Source organism: Gardnerella greenwoodii 00703Dmash (genome assembly GCF_000263635.1).
GTDB classification, from domain to species: Bacteria; Actinomycetota; Actinomycetes; order Actinomycetales; family Bifidobacteriaceae; genus Bifidobacterium; species Bifidobacterium greenwoodii.
The window spans coordinates 33,085-55,541 of sequence record NZ_ADEV01000007.1; the positions used below are offsets into that span (position 1 = coordinate 33,085).

At 45.3% G+C, this 22,457-nt stretch carries 11 protein-coding genes and 1 pseudogene; 8 read left to right on the forward strand and 4 right to left on the reverse strand.

Features of this window, described 5'->3' with window-relative positions:
- Positions 1-158: 158 nt before the first annotated feature.
- The 7 genes from NG78_RS03340 (at position 159) to NG78_RS03310 (ending at position 18,094) form a co-directional block, all read left to right on the forward strand.
- Positions 159-500, forward strand: a complete 342-nt coding sequence (locus NG78_RS03340) for a type II toxin-antitoxin system RelE/ParE family toxin (RefSeq protein WP_004134390.1) — start codon at positions 159-161, stop codon at positions 498-500.
- A complete protein-coding gene (locus tag NG78_RS03335) occupies positions 500-832 on the forward strand; it encodes a helix-turn-helix domain-containing protein (protein ID WP_004134392.1) in 333 nt (110 codons plus the stop codon). Before NG78_RS03340 ends, NG78_RS03335 begins: the two co-directional genes overlap by 1 nt.
- Before the next feature lie 628 nt (positions 833-1,460).
- Entirely contained in the window at positions 1,461-3,248 is a 1,788-nt protein-coding gene (locus NG78_RS03330; RefSeq protein WP_004134394.1) for a SpaH/EbpB family LPXTG-anchored major pilin, read from the forward strand.
- An 831-nt stretch (positions 3,249-4,079) separates the two neighbouring features.
- Positions 4,080-5,342, forward strand: coding sequence for a class C sortase (locus tag NG78_RS03325; RefSeq protein WP_004134396.1), 1,263 nt, complete (start codon positions 4,080-4,082; stop codon positions 5,340-5,342).
- 144 nt (positions 5,343-5,486) lie between these two features.
- Complete coding sequence (locus NG78_RS03320) at positions 5,487-15,083, forward strand: hypothetical protein (protein WP_004134397.1); 9,597 nt, start codon at positions 5,487-5,489, stop codon at positions 15,081-15,083.
- Between the two features lie 331 nt (positions 15,084-15,414).
- Complete coding sequence (thiD, locus tag NG78_RS03315; RefSeq protein WP_032837760.1) at positions 15,415-16,347, forward strand: bifunctional hydroxymethylpyrimidine kinase/phosphomethylpyrimidine kinase; 933 nt, start codon at positions 15,415-15,417, stop codon at positions 16,345-16,347.
- Between the two features lie 412 nt (positions 16,348-16,759).
- On the forward strand, positions 16,760-18,094 hold the full coding sequence (locus NG78_RS03310; RefSeq protein WP_004134399.1) for a hypothetical protein: 1,335 nt from the start codon (positions 16,760-16,762) through the stop codon (positions 18,092-18,094).
- A gap of 701 nt (positions 18,095-18,795) precedes the next feature.
- Here the strand turns inward: NG78_RS03310 and NG78_RS03305 are convergent.
- Positions 18,796-19,257 carry a hypothetical protein gene (locus tag NG78_RS03305; RefSeq protein ID WP_004134400.1) on the reverse strand — a complete coding sequence of 154 codons (462 nt, stop codon included), beginning with the start codon at positions 19,255-19,257 and terminating at the stop codon, positions 18,796-18,798.
- Positions 19,258-19,689: 432 nt separating this feature from the next.
- On the opposite strand from NG78_RS03305, the pseudogene NG78_RS06245 reads away from it, so the two are divergent.
- A pseudogene (locus tag NG78_RS06245) lies at positions 19,690-19,806 on the forward strand (ORF6N domain-containing protein); the annotation flags it as partial.
- Positions 19,807-19,956: 150 nt separating this feature from the next.
- On the opposite strand, the gene NG78_RS03300 reads toward NG78_RS06245, so the two are convergent.
- The 3 genes from NG78_RS03300 to mvk all read right to left on the reverse strand — a co-directional run bounded on the left by NG78_RS03300 (position 19,957) and on the right by mvk (position 22,296).
- Positions 19,957-20,220: a Txe/YoeB family addiction module toxin gene (locus NG78_RS03300; protein ID WP_004134401.1), complete on the reverse strand. Its 264-nt coding sequence runs from the start codon at positions 20,218-20,220 to the stop codon at positions 19,957-19,959.
- Positions 20,221-20,237: 17 nt separating this feature from the next.
- Positions 20,238-20,513, reverse strand: coding sequence for a type II toxin-antitoxin system RelB/DinJ family antitoxin (locus NG78_RS03295; RefSeq protein ID WP_004134403.1), 276 nt, complete (start codon positions 20,511-20,513; stop codon positions 20,238-20,240).
- A gap of 646 nt (positions 20,514-21,159) precedes the next feature.
- Positions 21,160-22,296 (reverse strand): mevalonate kinase, encoded by a 1,137-nt coding sequence (gene mvk, locus NG78_RS03290; RefSeq protein WP_004134409.1) that lies wholly within the window; start codon positions 22,294-22,296, stop codon positions 21,160-21,162.
- Between the last annotated feature and the right edge of the window lie 161 nt (positions 22,297-22,457).

The following is a 22,457-nucleotide window of genomic DNA, read 5'->3' on the forward strand; positions in this document are numbered from 1 at the left end:
AAGTAGTCGTTCTGCGCGCCTAACGCACTTTGTCGCTTTTTCGTTACTGGCGCAGTACTGTTTCTGCGTTAGTTGCTGATTTTGCTTGTTTTGACAAGGTGTGCATGTACTATTTATGCTATATATAACATAAACAGGGGGTTGGGGAATTGTTTTATGTGATTTTTTACAGTGATAAGGATGGTGATAAGCCAGTACGTGAGTTTATTAAAAGTTTGGATGTTAAGTTGCGTGCGAAGGTGGTTTCGGATTTGCATCGTTTGGAGATGTTGGGAAACGATGCGAGGGAGCCGCTTAGTAAGCATGTTGGCAACCATATTTTTGAACTTCGCACTATTTTAGGTAGCAACATAGTGCGTATTTTATACTTTTTTGATGCTAATAAGATTATTGTTGCCACCAACGGATTTGTTAAAAAGCAGCAGAAAACTCCGCGTAGTGAGATATTGGTAGCTATGCAGAGAAGGGCTGAATATTTTAATAGAAAGATAGGCTTGTGATGAAAAAGCAAGAGTTGCAGGGAACGCAAGTAGGGCAGGGAATGCGAATGAATGATTTACATGAACTTACGGACGAGCTTATTAAGGATCCTGAATTCAAGAAAGAGTATGATGCTCTTCAGCCGGAAAGAGATTTGACTATGTCGCTTGTGATGGCTAGGAAAAAGGCTGGTTTGACTCAGGCTGAGCTGTCGGAGAAGACTGGTATAAGTCAGTCGGATATTAGCAGGTTGGAAAATGGTTCGAGGAATCCGACTATTGCGCTTTTGAATCGTATTGCAAATGCTTTGAACGCGACTTGCAGGATTGAGTTTGTGCCGAATGCGCGTTGACGTGTTTTAGCACTGTGATTTAGCTCTCAACTTTCCTTGTGCCTTCCAAACGAACTTGTTGGAAATTCCGACAGGTTGAATTTTTGTTATGAATATAAAGAAAGCGTAATCGTGTGCGCTCCGATGCTGAAAGCACACTGTGCTTTCAGCATTGAGTCGTCGCTACCGCATTGAGCTTGCTTGAAGCGCACAATGCAGCTTCAAGCAAGAGCAATGCGACACGCCGTATTTGGTTTTTTTAGAAAAAAATAAAAACGCACAAAACGCGACTGAGCTAGTAATTTGTCACCCCCAAACCCGTTGATTTTAAACGATTTTTGTACCGGGGGGGGGGGTAGATGCTCAGAAATATAAACATTTGACTGTGGTATACTTCACATCATTTTTCGTCTAATTGTTGGCTATTATTGTATTTACTCATGGTTGAGCGTTATCGCACATTGCGAAAAATGGCTGAATGATGAAGGTTGCAGTTGTATTCTGCGTTTGCATCTGTGTGTTTACAGGCGTGCGTCAGCGTCAATACAGTTGTTACAACATTATAACCTTTTTGTTTGGTCTACGAGCGGCCTTTTGAGTCTAAATAAAGAGAATAAGACGATTAATTGATTTATTGAAGAGAGGGAATATGCGTCTAAAGACTTTAAAGTTAAAGCGCGCTGTTGCCGTATTAGCCGCGACCTGCACACTCGGAACGTGCTGCGTTGCAGGCTCCATTGCCTGGGCTGCTGGTCCATCGAGTACTCCTGCTGAAGGTGAAAACACAGCAAATATTAAATCTGGCCAAGCTACTTCTATTACCATTTACAAGTATGAAGGTCCTGAGACTTCGATTAGGAATAATGGTAAAGAGCAGACTATTCCATCTACGCAACTACCAATTTCAGGCGTGAAGTTCAAGCTCACTCCAATTCTTGATTCTAAAGGTAACAAAATTGATTTGTCTCAGACGTCAGGCTGGGAAGCAATTAAAAATCTTAATGTTGAGAATAAGACTGCTGCTCAGGCTTTGAAAGATGCTAACTTGAAGCCTTCTACCACTGCGGCTGATATTAAAGAACAAGCAACTTGTGCTAAAAATGATCAAGGCTGCACTAAGGAAGGTTCTACAACATTTGGTCTTGGCACTACGTACGGCTTGTACTTGGTAGAAGAAGACTTGGCTAATAGCAAGCCTATGAGAGATGGAAAACCTGTTAGCGTTACTAAGCAGGTTAATCCATTCCTTGTAACTGTTCCTCTTCCAAATACCAAGGATCATGATTGGATTTATAAGTTAAATATTTATCCAAAGAATGACGTGTCCACCAATAGGGTTACGAAGAAAGCTCAGGCTGCGCCGAATCAGCCGTTCATCGAGGGCACTAAGACAACGATGGGCTGGGATATTTCCATTCCACTTACTGCTCTTAAACCAGGTGAGACTAAATACTCCAATGTTTCCTTCACTGATCCAATTAACACAGACTTCTTGAACTATAGCAGTGTTAAGGATGTGAAGCTTACTGATAAAGATGGGAATAATGCTGAACCGCTAGATACAAGCATGTATGAAGTTAAAGCATATTCTGATACAAATGCAACTCCAACTGAGGTTACTGATTTATCCACTGCTGACAAGCTCAAGACTGTTAAGTGGATTCGCGTTAAGCTCATTGGTGAAGGTTTGACTAAGGCTACTGCAAAAGTTGGTGGCAAACTTATAGCAACAGTTGTAACAACAGTTATTGCTCCTGGACAAATTAAGAACTTTATAAACACTGATGTAGATGGCATAACAACTGGCGAAGGAGATAAAACTCCATGCGTTCCAACTAAGGATCATCCATGCGAAACTCCAGGTAATCCTACTCACGAAGGTGAAGATACCACTAATTTCGCTACTCTCAACATCGATAAGATTGGTTTGAGTGATGGTGATAATAAAGATGGAAAGCCTTTGAAGGGTGCAGTGTTCCAGGTTTATGAAGCTGCTGAAGGAAAGCAACTAAATGATCTTAATGGTAAGAAAGTTTCTGAAGTAAATACTGCTAATGCCAAGGGCTTAATAGACGATAGTGGCAAAGTTCGCACAATGGCTGCAACCAATGATAAAGGTAAGGCTTCTGATTCCTTCTTCGTTGGTAACAATAGTACAACTTCACACGTTTATTGCGCAGTTGAAACTAAAGCTCCAGATGGATTTGAACTTGATGACAAGCTTCATTGTGTGAATCTCACTGCTGGTGCTGAAGATTCAGCTAACACATTGAAGATTAACAACAAGAAGTCTACTGCTGTTGACAAGATCCTCGGCGCATTGCCAATGACCGGTGCTCGCGGCTTGGTGATTTTGACAGTTTGCGGCATTGTTGGCATCGCTGGCACGCTCTTCTACGTTGTGATGAAGCGTCGCAAGGAGCAGGAGCAAGAGTAAAACTCGCTCGTTGGCTGAGTGTTTTGAACGATTGTTCAGCTGATTTGCTCTGCCGGTTGCGCAGTTTGGTTCCAAGCCAAGCTGTGCAACCGGTTTGAGCGGATTAGTTGCGCGGTCATTCAGTTGTGTGGATATTCGTGTGGTAGAGATTTGAGGTTTTCGCACTGAATGAGGGATGCTCGCGCGATTAACGCGCTCGCTTACGAAACTCGCGTTGGAAGTCCACTGGACTTCCAACCTAAGCGAGTTTCCGCTCCGAGTTGCTTTCGCGCGCTACGCTTTGAGTGCGAAAGCAGGTCGTCGCGCAAACGCCGGATATTCTCCGTCAAAGTTTCCTGAAGCTTTGCACCAATGCTCTGCAGACGCTGTGTTTCCGAAGCTTTGCACCAATGCTTCTGCGAAAAGTGGTTTTGTAGCTTTGCAGTTTTGCTTTGCTAACGCTGATTCCTGTTGATCAGCGAACACTAGCATTAGCGCTGCTGCGCTAGTCACACCAGGCACTCCTACCACACCAAAGAACACTAGCGGTTTTACTAGTAGTGGGAGATAGGAATTGCTTGGTCGAGCAATATAAAAGCGGAACGATAGTAATAATCTTGTTGACGAATACTATTTTTGCAGAAAAAGTAAGTAAAAAACTAAACTTAACTATGCAACCGCTAAGTCCAAATAAGGTATAAGAGCGGAGCGCTGCGAGACAAGTAATTCCTATCTCACACAGCCACTCCAGAAATCCGCCAGCTAAACACCAGCCCCCAAAACTCGCTCCACAGTAAAAAGAACCAGCTCCACGAGTTTCGCACACGAACGCCTTCAACAGGATTTACTAATATGTTTAGGTTTTTTGAGAGTCGCATTGTTGCGGTTAAGCCAGATCAACGCGATTATCGTGATGAACACGGTCATCGCGACGCTCGAACTTATCCAAATAACGGCGGCATCAAAACCCAAAAAACTAAAACCAAAACTAAAACAACTTCCACTCAAAAAAACTGGCACTTTTCGAAGTCCTGCATAATCCCCGCTTTGCTGCTGCTTGCGTCGTTTGCGTCGCTTATTTATCCGCATGCCGCCATGTGGCTGAGTCAGTATCACATGTCGGAGGTTGCGGCTGAGTACGCGAAGCTTATTACGCATGCGGTTCCTGCTCCACACGAGCAGTTGGCGCGTGCTCGCGAGTACAATCAAAAGCTTTCGTCGGGCGCTATTTACGAAGCGAATACGAATATTCCAACTTCGCATGGCGAAACGTCGGATGCTAGTCAAGACTACTGGGAGCAGTTAAAGGCTAACGATGATGGACTTATGGCTCGTCTTCGTATTAAGAAGATTGACCTTGATTTGCCGGTTTACCACGGTACGGAAGATGCAACTCTTCTAAAGGGTCTTGGTCATTTGCGTGGAACTTCGCTTCCGGTTGGCGGCAAGGGAACGCGCTCGGTTATAACCGGCCACCGCGGTCTTGCTAGTGCGGAAATGTTCACGCGTCTTGACGAAATCGGGAAGGGTGACACTTTTACGATTGAGGTTTTTGACGAGATTCTTACCTATAAGGTAGTTGACAAAATCGTTGTGAACCCGGACGAGACGAAGAAGATTGCGGCTGTTCCTGGCAAGGATTTGGTGACGCTTATTACTTGCACGCCGCTCGGCATTAACACGCAGCGCATTTTGGTGACTGGTGAGCGAGTTGTGCCAACGCCTGCGGCAGATAAGGCGCTTCGTGGTAAGAAGCCGGATGTTCCGCGATTCCCGTGGTGGGTTTTGGGTTGCTTTGGTAGCTTGTGCGTGGTGGGCGGCTACGTTTGGTGGGCTGGTCTGCCGGTTAAGAAGAAAAAGAAGGAAGACGAAGAAGATAGCGCGAAAGATGGCGAGTCAAGTAGCGCTGCAAGTAGTGCAGTAACTAGTGCAGTAACTAGCGCGAAAGATAGCGCTGTACGCAGAGAAGATCTTGCGCGTGAGGAAGCTAGGGCGATTGCGAATCGGCCAAAAAAGAGGCCGAAGGTCAAAAAGTCTAGCTCGCGTAAGAAACGTAAGAGGGGCAGTCACGGCGAAAAGACGTTCGACTGGCTTATAAACATTCTCGGTTTATAAGCGATTGCGTATAGCAGCAAAACTGAACACTAAAACTTAAAAACTAAGGCTTAACAACAAAACTTAATATCAAAACTTAAAAACAAACTTGCGTTGCCGTGAGGCTACGTAAAGCGCGTAAAACAATGTAAAACAGGTGGAATTATGAAGAGTATTTGGACGATTATGCTAAACGTTCTTGTTCGCATAGGTCAGTTGACCCAGTGCGCAACTCGTGCGGCTATTCGCGCGGTTAAACGTGCGGATAAGCATGTGTATCGTGCGTTCGTCAGCGCTTTCGTGAGAGCGCTTAAGACGGTGCTTAAGACGGTGCTGGTGTGCGCTATTTCTGTGTCTATGTGGCTGCCTGTTTGCTTGACTGCTGAAACTGCGGTTGCGGCGGATAATGCTAATAATTCCAGCACTTCTGCTGAGTCTGCCAATCCAAATTCTCAATCCGGATCTAAATCAATCTCTAACTCCGATTCTCAAACTGGCTCTAAGTCAAACTCTGAGTCGAGCTCGCAGCCAAATCCATCTTCCCACCAAGGCTCCGTTTTTTCCAACCAAAATCCCGCTTCTTCTAACCAAAATCCCGCATCGTCCGCACCATCCGCACCATCTTCATCAGAATACGCATCATCTCAATCTTCCTACGACTCTTCGGAACTTTCCTCATTACAAGGTTTCGGCAATAATAGCGTATTCATGGACGAAAGCAGCCCATTCGCGCGAGCTTTAAACTCGCTTAAAAGCCGAGGTTCGTCACCTCTTGAGCGCGCTGCCGACGATTATGCAAAAGCACAAAACCGCGAAGCTAAGAATTACACAGCTCGCGAATCTTACGAAGAGTATCACCCTGGGTGCAACAAAGATTACGCTTTAGGTGCATGCATTACTACTGACGGCGACGGAGCTGGTTTGCGAGCCACGAACGGCCACGATTTGGATGTTAATAGTCTTGGATACAACTTGGAATCTGGTGATCCGTTTATTGGTGCAGCAACGAGACCTCGCGGTCACTACGAGAACGGTCCTGTGCCTGAAGATCCTTCCGGCACGGATCATTACGGCGCAACTTACTTCACTCCGTATCCTAAGGGCACTTTTATTATGGGTCGTTTCCGCAACATGGCCTTTAACAATCAGGGTTCAGGTGTTGACAGAATTAACTTGCCTATTGACGACACTGCAGACTTCGTGTTTGTAAAGCGCACGCCTAAGCTTTCCGGTGGCGGCTTCGTGTGGGATGTTATTTTTAATGCTGGTGGCCGTACTCAAGGCGCTGGTGCTGCTCTTGATTACTTTACGATTCCAAAAGGTCAGATTCTAGACAAGGGTAGCGAAGGTGGAAGGCAGTATATTCAGCGAGTTCTTTACAGTGGCAGGGAAGCTACTGCTTTGTATAAGCAGAAGAAAGGCAACAAGAATCCTCCTCGCGAAACTTGCTCATTCTCGTGGGATAATCCTAATGGTTTGTGCAGTATTAAAACTGACGGTAACGATTTTGATACTGGAGACGACTTAGTCGCAGCTTGGAATAAGATGCGCGGCAACGACGATAGTAAAAATGGCAATTATTCTAGACTCCTTCCGGATGCTGTAACAACTGAAGATTTGAACAGTTCTGACGCTATTGGTTGGTGCCGTGATGGTCAAGGTTTGGACTGCATTAAGTCCAGTAGCTATGGTGCTTTGGACGAAGGCGATCTTAAAGTTGTTCCTAAAGTTGAAGGAAGCTATAACAGAGGATATAGTCCTGCTTATGTTGCGCTCGTACAAAATCTTTATAGATCTATAAAAGGTGACACTCAGCGCGTATTTAGTTTTGTGAACAAAATTAAGTCTGGCGAGATTGCTTATACTTATAAGATTCACTTCACTACTACAACTTCTACGAATAAAAACGACTCATATTGCACTGCTAATAAGGGTGATGGAACAGGTTGCGAAAACTTTTCGTTCTTCTATGCTGCAGGATCTTACTACGGTAAAAAATTCAGCAAAGGTTTTTATGGTGATACTGACCCGTTTGGTGTTACTAAAGCCAGTAAATACTCCATGACTAATTTTGGACGTGACGCTAACTTCTACATGTACACTGTAATGCATCAGCAGTGGTATGGTGCGCCGCGAATTATGGATATTCAGGCTCCTAGATACCACTTCCTTAAGGGTACTGGTTTGGGCCCGTACAACAGTGATAGCGGTAATTATCTTACTAATAGGCATATTTCATTCTCTAGCGTGTTACTTGGGATAGTAAATAAGCCTTTGGGAACTTCGCCTCTTATGAACGAGGATCAAGATATACGCTTATTGCCTGATTATTATTCCCCGAATAACGGTTATGCTCGAGGCAATCAGTGGTTCCGTAATCCTGGTATGAACGACCATAATACGAAGGATTCAGAGCCTGGTAGACACAAGCTTGAGCTTAGATATAACGATAGAACGTATCACATGAGCGAAACTCAGGATTTGTGGTATAGGATTATTACGCAAGCGGATGTGTTTAAGCCTTTGCAAACTGAGGAATATGACGAAAATAACAATACGCCTAAGTATTATTCTTATGATCAGCCGCTTCCTAATCCTCTTATTGTTGATGAGCGTGATAATAATGCTGGGTTTGTGAATTTTGTTGGCAAGCGTTCTGATTTGTATAGGCAGGTAATGGCTTTCGATCCTAACTTGTTCCCGCCTGTTAATAAGGATGATTATGGTTCAAGGCGTAAGTATGGTTCCATAAGGCAGAGGAAAGGTGCCACAAACCCTTATCCGCTTGATGCTAACTATTCGACTGTTAATCCGGATGGAGATTCTAATACTCCTCTTAAGAAACTTGCTGTTTATAAAGCTGAGTGGACGGATAAGTGGGGTGATGAGCCTCGCTCGAATACTCTTCAAGATGCTGATTTAAGCGTTGCTGCTAAAGTGCCTATTGTCAGCGTTGTAAATCCTTGCGGACACTCTAAGATTCTTGATGAGTACAAGGATAAAATTACCGGTCAATCTAGGTCTTCTACTCAATTTAGATCCGTAGATAGCGACGATGATTCTGCTGTGAATGACGATCGTGCAGCTCTTGGTGAAGATCGTGAAGACAGCATGCCTGAATGCTGGCCTAAAGCGCAAAATGCTACTAAGCGTAATGTTTGGTTTGTAAAAGATGCTCCTAAGACGGGCGATGACGGTAAGGAGTTGAAGCCTGGAGATCCTGTAAAGCAAGACTTGCATGACAAAGTCTTGGCTAAAATCAAGCGTATTTACAGAACTTGGATGCGCAACAAGTATAGTGCTCAGCTGCAAGATGGCAAGAACCCTGAAGTTTTGCCAAATTATGTGTTTGTAAAGTACGTAAAGATTACGTTCTGGGATAACTCGACTACTGTTATACCTGTTGTATTCCCGTATGTTGATTACGAGAAGCCAACGTTGGATGTAAAAGTGAGCGTAAATAACGGAAATCCTGTTGACGTTCCGGCTGATGGTTTGAAGATTCCTGTTAATAGCAAAATTAAGTTCTGGGTTAAGGGCCATGACGATAAGAGGATTTTGCTTGGCGTTAAGCCGAAGGAAGCTACTGACTACTTTACTAACGATAAAAATAAGAGATTCTTTGATAGTAAAAAAGTCGTTGTGCGCAATGATTTCGATATGATTACCACTTCGCGTGACAGAAAGAATGATTGCGATAATCGTGGTTGCGGCGATTTTACTACTATAAGCTACGATCAATTCATTCATAAAAATGGCGAGCTTGATAATGAAACGGATCAAGTTGGATGGGTTACTAACAGCGGTAATTCTAAAGATGATGGTTCTCCTACAGTATTAGTGGGCGATCAGAATAGAAATCATGGTGTGCATGATTTGATATTCCACGGTTGGGATGCTGCAGGTAATTCCGTAATAAAGAAACTTAGGCTGATTATTGTATCTCCTGGCTATGGTTTGCCAAACGTTTGGTGGGATAAGAAGCCGAATGGACATTATGTTGGGCGCGTGAATCCTTGGGATGAAGATAAGCGCGTGCGCTCGATTATGGTACGCATTTGGGCGCGCGGTAAGGAAAAGCCTGGGAAGGAGCACAACTACGATAAACTTTGCCCAAGTGATGGCAGCTGCTATGGCATTGTTATTCAGCGAGACGGTAATAAGAAGACTGATTTTTGGCATCAGGTTAATACTTATAACCACAATAATGATGCTGCAAGCCCGGATGGATCTAGAGCTGCTGAGGATAGGTCTGCTTTAGAGGACAGAGATGCAGCTGATGACAAGTCGGCTGATGGAAAGGCGGCTGACGGCAAGGATAAAGATAAATCTAAAGCTGACGGTAAGGCTGCTGACGGTAAGGCGAAAGTTGACAACAAAGCTAAAGCTGATAACGAAAAAACTGAAACTGCCAAACCAGGGGAGAACTCTACCCAAAATCAGCAAGATAAGCAGGATGAGCAGGCTAATAAGCCTCAAACTAGTAACAAGCCTGCTTCTTTGAAGATTGTTACAGCTACTAAGAAGAATGCTAAAAAGAATTCTAAGAATAAGAATGCTAAAAAGCGCAATGTTCCTGGAAGGCGCGGTAGTGTAAAGCTTGCTGTGCTAAACGAAGGTGATTCTTCTAAGAATGAGAATACTCAGAAATCTGAAGTACAAAAACCTGAAGTAAGTGATGGTAACAAGCAGAGTGATTATGCTAATACTGCAGAAAACGGTAGCGCAAGCAAAGATAATAAAGGCAGTAACGATAGCAAGAACTCTAATAAAGCCAAAGATTCTAAAGATAATTTAGAAGAATCTAAGGGTCAGGATCGAGATGCTGAAGGTGAAGATCGTTCTACTGGAAAAAGTAACGATGATTGGCGTAAAGAATTTAGTAAGCGCATTATTACAGCAAATCTTGGAAAGTATATCAAGGGTTGCACTACTAACGGCGACGATAAGTGCGAAATAACTTTTGATCCTGTAACTGGAAATATTACGATTCCGGAATACTTTGCGGAAATTGGTTCGAGAATTTACGTAGACACTTACTCTGTGCCGGAAAATAATCCAGATTGGCGTCAAGATAAACTTTGGAAGCTTATGGATACAAGTAATCTCCAGGATTACGAAGAATCTGACCCGCTTCCGCTCGATATTGCGTGGCCAAACGGCTTAGTGCAAGTGAACCCGTTTGAGCTTAATAATAACGAAATCGTGGCAATGCTTTCTTGGATGAGGCACGATAAGCGTAACGAGCGCATTTTCGGCTACCGCAAGGAAGAAATTGGCGTTAAAGGGCAAAAGAAGTACGATACTTACGACCAGTACGACAGTGGCTTCAATCCTGCAAAAACTCAAGCAAAGTATGCTTATGGTGAAGATAAGCCTAAATACTCATGCGAGTCGAAGAGGGATCAACAGTGGAAGCTGTGCTTAGATGGCGTTACTGGTATTGGCAAGCTAGACGAGGGCCATGAATTTAGCGAAATGCTGTACGCTATAAAAAAGCTTTCTTTCAAAAAGTTGGAAGCTGATGACGAGACTACTCTTAACCCGATTGAGCATAAGGTGACGCGCTTCGTTGATATGCGCAAGGACTATACGTGGGGATTAGTAGATAACAACAAGAAGAGTGTTGACGGGCGAAACGATCCTGGATTTGACGGGCCGCAAAATGGCTTGCATGGAAATCAGAAGTATGGAACGCAATACTTTGTGTACAAGTGGAACATAAACTCATACCGCAAGGGCGGCAATGGTAAGGCGTTAAACCTTCAGGATGTGCTAAAGCTTGTAAAAGGTACGCCTAGTATCAATACGAAAGATGAAAATAATCCACAGCCTTCGCTAACTCCTATGAGCGCGGCGGATAATAGGCAATTTGACGCATGGAATGATTTGTACCCGAAGGCGGTTAAAGATGGTGGATTAGGTTACGCTGTGCACGATGGTACATGTGCTGCGTCTATTGCTGCTAATAATGGTGTTGCTAAAGAAGGTACGTGCCAGTGGCGAAATAAGCTTAATTTAGTTAAGTATACGCCTAATGAATTTATTAGTAAGCCTTCTTCATTCTCTTACGATGCTTCTGTAAATATGAAAAACGGAAGTGAAGTACATATTACAGATAGGCTTGTTGCAAATAAGGGTAGTCAACATTTCGGTACAGAGAAGGTTAGTGAATATGCTATTCACAAGGACTTCCTTATGCCTGGCGGTGAAGATCTGAACGGTCAAGCAGATGGCGAAAATATTGGCGACGTTATAACTAAGAATATTGATGTCGACACTATTAACGACTACGACGCGTACGGTAAGGATGCTTCAACGCCTGACGGATACGCAAAGAACAGGCCGTTTACGCATGCGCAACTTTATGTGAATAATGGTCAGGTTACAAACGATCTTCTGCTTCGTGAACCTGGTAAGACGCCAGATAACACAACGAACGTAATAAACGTGTGGTTTATGCCGGTTGATAATGAGAAGCCGACGATTAGTGCGAAGAGTATTGATAGTAATGGTAATCCATGGGATATTCACGGAAAATGCATGGTTAATGGTGATGTGAATAACTGCACTGTGAATAATGATAATCTTGTTATCTTGGATAAGAAAGCTTATCAACGTGGCACTAAAGCTTGGTATGAAGCTGATAATGCAACAATGAATTTGCCTTCAGCGTTAAAGTTAGATGATGATTTCAATGCGTACGAACCTGGTAAAGGTGTACAGCATAGTGAAGGTAGACTAAGTGTTACTTTGTATCCAGATAGTATAAACAGTAAAGTGTTGCTTAATAATCTGAATGTTTATATTAAGGCGAACAACATTCAGGATTCTAGTGGTAAAACTTCTAGTCCAATGCTGAAGTTTGTTAGTAACGGTGTTACAAATAAACATTTGCTTAGAAGGTTTGTTGAAAAATACAGAAGTACGGATTTGCAAAATCCAAGTACGGATAAGCAAACTGTATTTACAATGTATGCTGAAACTACGGATAGTGCTGGAAAGCAAAGTGAAAGAACTGTTGTTGGATGCTTCAAGGCGACGTGGGAAAATGTTGTTAAGCCATCCGTTGTTGCGTATGATGGTGAAACAGATGAGGTTGCAAAAGAAGATAGATGGCTTAATAACTCACAAAACCGCGACTATAAGGTTGTAGTTACAGCAGGTTTTGGTGCGAGCAGAATGGTAGTTTACTATCACCCTGCTTCGGAGCTTGAAAAAGCTAAAATGGATGCTTTTAGAGCTGCTGGCGCTAGAGGATTTGCTGGAATTGCTGGAAGATCTAGCGTAGATGGAAATAAGTCTGATGTAGAAAACAGCATTGGCAAAACAATTTCCATCTGCTGGGTAGAACGTGGAGGATTGATAAAAAGGGGTAGTTGGGAAGTCTGCCCTGGTACTTCCAAGCCGGATGAGGTGAAGCTTGAAAATATTAAAACCGATAAAGGACTTAAAGGTGTTCTAACATTCCCTAGCGGTTTCTTAGCTCCAGGAAGCGTAGTTCGAGCGCGTGACCGTAGGGAGGTTGGTCCGTGGAGTAGTATGCCTGGCGTTAGAAGTCCTGAAGATCTTTCTGATGACTCGCCTGATAGAGACGGAAACAAGACTGCAAGAAGCGGTGAAAGTGGCAGAAACGACGGAAATCGTGGAAGTACGCGTTCTGCAGAAGGTAAAAACTCTTACAAAGACGACGCTGGTTCGGAAGATACTCTTGACGTGCTGCCAATGGCTTATGCAAAAGAAAAGCCTAGCGAAGTATGCCGTCCTGATTACTGGAGTGTAAGCAATTGGGAAGGTCAACTGAAACCTTCTGACTGCGTGTACTTCGACGTTACGATGAAGCGTCAAATAGTGCAAATACATCCAATGTTGCTAAGTGGTCACGAGGAGCGCGCAATACGAATGGATTTGCGCAGCGAGAATGACTATTCGGGTGATCCAAAGAAGGGAATTTGGCTTCCAAACGATAGTGAAATCGTTACGAATGAGGATCCAAGGCTAGATCCTGGTAGAACTATGGTGACTTTTAGGAAATATGACTATAGTGCTATGGATGATGACCATAAGCCTTTTAATCTGCCTAACTATGGTGACCGACAAGTAGGAAATATACAAGACGTAGCTATTATGACTCGAGGCTGGAGAAGCCGCGTGCTTGTGCCAAATCCGCAAAAAAATAAGATTACGCGATTTGTGCGATTGCGCGCAGAGAGTGGTCATGATAACACAGCTGGCGGTAAAGATTATGCTGCAGACTACTTAGCTGATGCGCCTACTAGCTTCGAAGAAACTAAGGATGATAGTAAGGCTCTCCGTGTAGCTGGGCGTCCGTATGATCCAGGATTTGTTCTTTCGAAAGATAAGAAGTCTCTTCTGTATCTGTACAATGCTTCAACTAAGCACAACTTTACGCTTAATGATTTGCAATCTGCGTTGAAGCTTAAGCGTAACGGTGCTTTGCACCCAGCAGCCGAGTGTGGAAAGTATGTTGATGGAAGTGACTGGTCGTTTGCTGATTGCCAGCCATCCTTGCTGCCGGAGGTAAGAGGTAGCGATAAGGTCGATGGTGAGAATAACCGAAACGGCTTCAGCTTTAATTGGAATACGCACTTCTATACGTATAACCCGTCTGCAGACCATAGATCTGGTGCTAACGGCGCTGATAATGACAATGGTGGCTCTGCTGCTGCAGAAACTTGGTATGTAAACGTTATAGATATGATTTCAAAGGGCGGTACCGGCGGCGGGTATTCTATTCCTAATAGCCATGGCGTAACGTCTGAAAGTAGTAATACCGGTCTTTCGCTTACTGACTTTTCTAATATTGGCGCATGGGGTAGGTCTGGCGAGATTAAACCTGACTTCATCGGCCATAAGGTTCTCAAGAATCCAGATAATGGTTTGTCGGTTATTATGACATATGGCGATAGCTGGGTTGGAGATACTCATAAAACGCGAGGCAAAGAAGGCGGCTGGAATAACGATGCAAACTACGAATTCGTAATGCCTGTGTATCTGGTGCCTGTAGATAACGAGAAGCCAACTGTTGCAGCAACTGCAGGATCGCTTCTAAGTGGTCACACGAGTGCTAATAATCCTTATGTTGTAACAATGGAAGAGAAGGACTACTCTAAGCTCACGGTTAAGGGTAATCCTGTGGAATATGAGAACGGAAAAGTTTCGAAGTCTCAAAGCAAGGAGAGTGGAAAGACTCTGTTTGCGGATGTTCACGACGACTACGATAGCTTCTCTAGACTCAGTGACCTTAGCTTGTACGCGTGCAAAGTCAATAAGATTGGCGGCACAACTGATTTTAATAGTTGCAAGTCAATAATGGGCAATAATGGCTCCGTAGATGCTGCGGCGTTCAAGAATCTAAAGATTGACGGCAGTGGAGTTGAGTATGCTTTGTACGGACGTGCAAAAGATAAGTCCGATAATGAGAGCGACGGCTTTAGTGACAACAATAACGTAGGTCACTTAGTCGGATACTTCAGCTTCGGATACTTGGTGCGTCCGGTTGCGCTGCCTTACAGCGGCGGCCAAGCTGCAATATGGTTCAGCTTCTTGTTCGGCGTGCTGTTGGCGCTGGCGATTTCCACCGGCGCATTCGGAAGGCGCGGATGGCTTGGATCGGTTCTTAGCGGTCACGGATTCGGCGCGCTCACCGACAGCAAGCATTGCGACGCTTCTGCGGAACTGCTGCGCTGCGGCAAGTCGTTCTTCAAACTCAAGTCAAAGTTCAAGTGGCCTAGGATGTGATGAATAAGCGAGCGCTACTTGAGTGGTATGTAAGTCCCCTTTTGCGCTCGATGGCCATTTTTCGGACACTCGCGCAGTACGATTTCTGCGTGAGTGTCTGATTTTGCTTGTTTTGGGACACTGGTGCAGTATGCGTTCTGCGTTAGGGTCTGATTTTGCTTGTTTTGGGACACTCGCGCAGTACGCTTTCTGCGTTAGGGTCTCATAATCCTGTTCTTTGGACACTCGCGCAGTTTGTGTTCTGCGTGCGCGACGACCTGCCTGAGCGCTTATAGCGCGAGCGTAACAATCTGCTTGAGTATAAATGTGCGCGACGCAATATAATAAAAGTATGACGCTAGTATCAAGCAAACAGCCTTCGCAATCGTCGATGCAGCAATCAAATCCAATCATCCCGCGCGTTTTAAGCGTGGCTGGCACAGACCCAACAGGCGGAGCCGGCGTTCAGGCGGATCTTAAGTCAATCATGGCAGCTGGCGGCTACGGCATGTGCATACCAACTAATCTGGTTGCGCAAAACACGTGTGAAGTGCGCGAAGTGTTTACGCCGCCGGTCAGCTTTTTCCGCACTCAACTTTCGTGCGTGTACGACGACGTTACGGTTGACGCGCTAAAAATCGGCATGCTTGGCTGCGCTGAATACATTGAGGCTATGCGCGATTGGATGCAAAATAATCCCGTGCCTGTAAGCGTGCTAGATCCTGTGATGATATCGACTTCCGGCAAGCGTCTGCTTGAGGAGAGTGCCGAAAATGCGATGCGAAACTTTATAAGCTGCGTTGATGTTGTAACTCCAAACGTGCCGGAGTTGGCGGCTTTGTGTAAGTTGCCAGTTGCGAAAAACTTTGATGAAGCTTGCAGCCAGGCGCGCGAGTTGGCTGCAAAAAATAGCGTTGTTGTGATTGTAAAAGGCGGGCATTTAACCAGCGAAGACGTTGGAAATACTGCGGTTTTTCCGGATGGTGATGCGCGGCACGTTCCAAGCAAGCGCGTTGAAACAAGCACGACTCACGGAACTGGGTGCGCGCTTTCTTCTGCGTTGGCCACGAAAATTGGGCTGGCTTTGCGCCAGGGTAAGAGTTTAAGCGATCACGATACTGTGATGCGCGCGCTTGAATGGTCGACTGCGTGGCTTCGAGAGGCGATTGCGGCCGGGGAAGAGTTGCACGTTGGGCGCGGAAGTGAGGTCGTCCATGTTCGTGGGCATGTGCATGGCCACGGACCTGTAAACCACTCCGTGCGAATCTTAAAGCAAACTGTGTGAGTGCAGCAAATTTTGTGAGTGCAGGCAATGCGTGAATGCAGCAAACTGCGTGAGTGCAGGCAGTCTGCATTAAAAGCGCGCGATTCTTTCGCAATAAAGCGAACCTTAAAGAAACCTGAGAAAAGTATTAAAAAATTCTGGTTACGGCGTGTCTTGTAATTTTTACGCAAAATCCATATCAAAGCCGTAAATATTTCGTCTTTTTAACACAAAAACAGAAAATTTATCAAAAATTCGCAGCATTTGTGGGTATAAAACTTGAACACAGGTGTTGAGTTTTCTGAGAGTATGCTGTAAGTTATAACTCAGCTACCGGTGAAATCCCTAGTTCCACCGGTGCGCGCGGGAAACCGCAAATGGCAAATTTTTCTTCGTGTACCTAGCACGAAGGAGAAGAAGAAAGGAAAATATTATGTTGAATAAGAAGGCTATCGCCGCATTCGCTGCTGGCGCCACACTTCTTTCCGGTATGGCATTCGCCGCCCCAGCTTTCGCTGCTGAGCCTGCTAAGAAGCCAACTGCTGAACAGTGCAAGAAAGCTCAGGACGATGTTAATGATGCCAAGGCTGCTTTGCAGGATGCAAAGGATGATCTTGTTACCGCTAATGCTGCTAAGCGTCGTGCTCATGCTAAGCTTGACAAGGCTACAGCTCTCGTGAATGCTTATAAGACTGCTCTTAAGGCTTATAATGATGCTAAAGCCGCTGAAAATGGTAAGGCTGATGCAGAATTAGCTGATGCTCAGGCCAAGACGGCACATGCAAAGGTTGATTTCGATAAGGCTGCTAAGAATGCAGAAGCTAATGATGATTTGAAGCTTGGTGCTGCTAAGGAAGTTACTGCTGCAACTGCTGATGATTACAAGGATAAGCTCACTGCTCTCGATACCAAGAATGCTGATGAAGAAGCTCAGAAGAAAGAGGATGCAGTATCTGCAGCCCAGGATAAGCTCGATCTTGCTAAGATTCATTTGACGAATCTTGGTTGCGCTGTCAGCGGTGGCGAGGATCCAAATCCAAACCCAGGTCCAACCCCAACTCCAACTCCACAGGGCAAGGATGTTCAGCACACTCTCATCGACAAGGTTCGCTTTGCTAAGATGATGCTTGACGACGCTGATGATGCTTTGGCTCACGCAAAGGCAACTCTTAAGGATAAGACCGCTGCTCTTGCTGCTGCTACTGCAGAACTTAAGGCTCGTACCAACGATCTTGACAACGCTAAGTTGCGTCTTAACGAATTCTTGGCTTCTGGTGTAAACGATTCTGCTACCCAGACTCGTTTGAGTGACGCTGTGGATCGCGCCGAAGCTCACGTACTTCGTGCAACCGCTGCTTTTGCTAAGGCTAATGGTGAGTATAAGGATGCTTTGGCCAAGGCTTTTGCTGCAGTTGACGCTTACAACAAGGCTTTGCTTGACTACAAGGCTATTTACAACGAGGCTGTTGCCAACGGTGTAAACCCAGCTTTGCTTCCACCAGTTGTAACTTCTGACCCATTGTCCAAGAACTTCCCACAGGTTCCAGGCGCTAAGGCTCTCTACGACTCCGCTTTGAGCGGCAAGTTCGGCCAGGAAGTCAAGAAGATTCTTGAGGAAGCTTCTTCTAAGAAGAACGATGCTAAGAAGGCTGATGCTAAGAAGTCTGCTGCTCCATTGGCTAAGACCGGTGCTGCTGTAGCTTTGGCTGCTGTTGCTGCTTCCGTGCTTGCTGGTATGGGTGCTGCTCTTCGCAAGATCCGCCACTAAGCTGAGGCTAGTTCGGCACTGAATTAGTTGATTCGGCGTTGAACTAACTTAAGTAAACTTGCTGGAGGATAACTTCCTTCGGCAAGTATGCTAAGCTTTCGGGGACTGATTCGTCAGTCCCCGATTTTTTTGCTCCAAACGCGCGCAACTTATCTCGCGTTGGCGCGACGACTGCTTGAGCGCAGCACAGCGCGCGCGAAAGCAACTCGGAGCGGAAACTCGCTTAGGTTGGAAGTCCAGTGGACTTCCAACGCGAGTTTCGTAAGCGAGCGCTTATAGTGCGAGCTTTGGTGTGGTGTATTGCTCCAAATGTGGGGAATCTATCTCGCATTTGGAGGGTTTGGTTTGGCGTATCGCTCCAAACGTGCGCAACTTTTCCGGCGTTTGTTGTCGTTTCTGCATTGGTTGACCACATTTGCCGTGTATTTTTACTGGCGTTTGTGGTCGTTTCTGCATTGGTTGACCACATTTGCCGTGTATTTTATTTGTATAACCTATATAAATAATGCCGGGAGAAGTACTCTCGGCATTCTTTGTATAACAGTTATTGTATGTATTCCCAATTTATGAAGTTTTAATCCAAAAAAAGACGTGTGGCGTAAAACCAACGATTTCACACCACACGTCAAAGTATGTTATTAAACGGCGCAAATTAAAACAACTTACACCTTTTAACTTTTCAATTATTCATTAGTTACGCATTAATGGCGGAACTTGCGAAGAGCAACACCCAAGCCTGCAATAGCAGAAGCAGCAACGGCAAGCAAAGCTACGGCAGCACCGGTCTTAGGAAGCCTCTTGGTCTTAGTGCACTTAGGAGCTGGCTTGGCTGGAGTATCGAACTTGCCAGACAAAGCTTCGTCGTAAAGTGGGGTGGTTGCTGGCTCGTAAACTACAGTACCCAAATGATTCGTGTATGTGCGAGTCTTTGGATTTGCGACCAAAGCAGCTGGAGCATCAGGAAGCTGAGCTGGAGCTGGTGCAGGAGCTGGGGCTGGAGCTGGCTCTGCAAAAGCTTCAGAACTTGTAGCAGAATCGTAGCTCAATGGATCAGCAGTATTCAATGGCGAAGTAGCATCAGCCATTGCTGGGGTTGCAAGAGCAAAACCAGAAACTAAAGTGACGCCAGCAGCGAATGCGGCAATGGTCTTTTTAGTCAACATTTGTAGACCTTCAATCTCTTTTATCTGATTCCCACGCAAAAGTTAGGGCTAACGCGTAGAAGACAGATACCAATATTTAGAACCCAAAACTGGAATAGAACGGCCAAAAGCTCAGCCGAAGTAAACCTATTTCAGGCTACAAAAACTTAGCCTACACCAATTCTTTGCAAATCAAAAGTTTTTATAGAAAAAAATCACTAAATAAAAGATGTTTTGTAGCAATAAGACACTACTGACAGTGTAGGTAGGACCTGACGAAGAAAGGCATAAACTGCGCGCGGCTGACCACATTCTCCGTGTAATTCTCCGGCGTTTGTTGTCAATTTTGCCGAAGCTGACCACATTTGCCGGTAAATTCTACGGCGTTTGTTGTCGTTTTGGTCGCGGCTGTCTATTTGCTGCTCTTTCTGTAGTGTTTTGTAGAATAGTTGCATATGCGCTGATGAGTTCAAAAACTTGATGTCGAAAAATTCTACATCAAGTCGGGGTGGTCGCAGAAAGCTTCCATATGCTTTTACTGAGCAAGGCATCTATATGCTCATGACGGTGCAAAATTTCGACTATTACGCGGATAGAGTCTTTGAATTTGCGCTTGTATCATGCGATGTTTGATGAGTTGTTAAAGAATCCTTAGTTGGAGTTTTAGCATTTTTTGTGCGCGCGGATTAGCTGCGATTTTTGCGCGCTTGTGTATTCGCGTTATTTATCGTCGTAGTGGCCTCTGCAGGCGTAGATTATAATCGCTTCATCTGTAAATGAGTAAACGATTCTATCCTTATCGTTTACTCGTCTACTCCAATAACCGGAATAGTTTCCTTTAAGTGGCTCAGGCTTACCTTTTCCATCTATTGGATTTCGCATAATCTCTTTAATAATATTGTTAAGCTTTTTACGAGTTTTATTATCGCTTTCCCAATAGAGATAGTCGTTCCAGGCGTCTGGAGTCCAAGCAATTTTTCTCATTGTTTGAATCCTCAGGCTTAATCCATTATTAGATTGTGCTCTTCGAGCTTGATTGTGCCATTTTTCACGCCGTCAATCTGCGATTTCAAATATGCTTGATTTGACGGTTCATAAAACGGGTCTAGCGAAAAATCTAACGGTATCCTCTTTTCGCGACCGATTGTTTTAATAAACACGTTCAGCGCGGCGCTCATAGAGATTCCGAGCTCCTTGCAAACTCGTTCTGCGTTGAGTTTGTCTTCTTTCTTTGCTCGAAAGTTCACGTTTACTATATCTGTTGTTGCTGTAGCCATGCGTTATTCCTACTCTTATTCAAATTCTTATGGCGAATTCTGTACTTTTTGATTATCTGATTACATAATAATTATATACAATGTAACGTAAATGTAATTAATTATGCAAGCAATTGTTGATGATTTTATTGCGCGACGACCTGCTTGAGCGCTGCGATTTAGCGCGCGATGACTTGCTTTCTGCGCGAGTGTCTCATTCTGCCCATTTTGGGACACTGGTGCAGATGAGTTAATGCGTTATTGTCTCTGTTTGGTTGTTTTCGGACATTAGTGCAGATTGCGTACTGCGTTAGGGTCTCATTTTGCTTGTTTTGAGACACTGGTGCAGATGGCGCTCGTGCTGATTACGCTCGCGCGCGAAACTCGCGTTGGAAGTCCACTGGACTTCCAACTTAAGCGAGTTTCCGCTCCGAATTGCCTTCGCGCGCTAAATCGCAGCGCGAAAGCAGGTCGTCGCGCTGCACGCGTGTCTGAAGACCGGCGTAGCGAAACATTTGCCGTGTTTTTTATCCGGCGTTTGTTGTCGGTTTGGCTGATTTTGGAAACATTTGCCGTGTTTTTTCTACGGCGTTTGTGGTCGGTTTTGCGGATTTGGGAAACATTTGCCGTGTATTTTTCCGGCGTTTGTGGTCGTTTTGGCCTCGGCTTATGCCAGCGCACCCAAGTCCACAATCCACGTGCCGCACGCGCCAGCCGCGCGCAAAGCCGCGCTTACTCGCTCGGCCGCAGCCTCAGTATCCGCCAGCGCAATCACGCATCCGCCGCCACCGCCGCCAGTAAGCTTCGCGCCCAACGCACCGTGATCGCACGCAGTCTGCACCAACTCATCAAGCTGAGGCGTGCTCACGCCCAAATCAGCCAAAATCCTGTGCGCGCGCGTCATCCTCGCACCCATATCCGCAGCGCGCCCCAACGCCAAATCTTCCGCCGCCTGATTCGCAATCGCCCCCAACTCATCCAGCTGATTTTTAACCGCATCCGGCTTAGCATCCATTCGCGCACGCAAAGCATCAACCGTTACGCGCGTCATGCCTTTGCACCCAGAATCCGCCAAAATAAGCCACGCTCGCATGTTTATTTCCATGCGCGAAAACTCACCGCTGCTAAAATGCACAGGCCACGAAGCCGAAGTTGCAGTGGCATCCAAGCCCGAAGAGCGCCCGTGAGCCACGCGCTCAGCCGATTGCGTGAGCGCAAAAATCTCATCTTCACTTGCGCGAATTTTGTAGTAGTCAAGAATTGCGCGGATTACAGCTCCAGCTGAAGCGGCAGACGAGCCAAGGCCGCGCTCAGGCGGAAAATCAGACTCTGTTGCAACATGCAGCGAATCGCCGACGCGCCCAGAAAACTCGAGTGCCGCGTGAATTGCGGTGCGAACGCTGTTAAAACGCTGCGGAACTTCGGAAAGTTTGCCAGTAAAGTCTAGGCAGGAAAGCGTGATGAGCGAATCGAAATTTTGGGGGATAGTGGACTCGGCAGATTCGGGAATTTCTGAGCACGTTTCGCACGTTTCGCAAGTTGCAGTTTCGCCAGTTTCGCAGCCAGCATTTTCCTCACCCGCTAAATCGCAGCCAGTCACCGTGGCTCGCATGCGCAAGTTTTTCAGCGGCAGAGCAATCGCAGAATACCCATAAACCACGGAATGCTCGCCGAAAAGAATCACCTTTGCGCAAGTTTCGCCGTAACCCGTGCGCGCACAATTTCCCGACGCTTTAGCATAACTTGACGTCGTCTTAGCGTTGATATTAAGCGCTTTTGACGGTTCGCGTTGCGTTTGCGGCACGACTTCACATCTCCTTTGTGTTCTTGCGATTTAATTTGCGATTCTTGCGATTTAACAATTTTTCTAATTTAGTCGCGTCGACTGCAAAAAACTACGGTATGCGCCTTACGCTTACAACACATTCACATTTGCGGCAGATTTCTAGAGTTTTTTATAGTTTG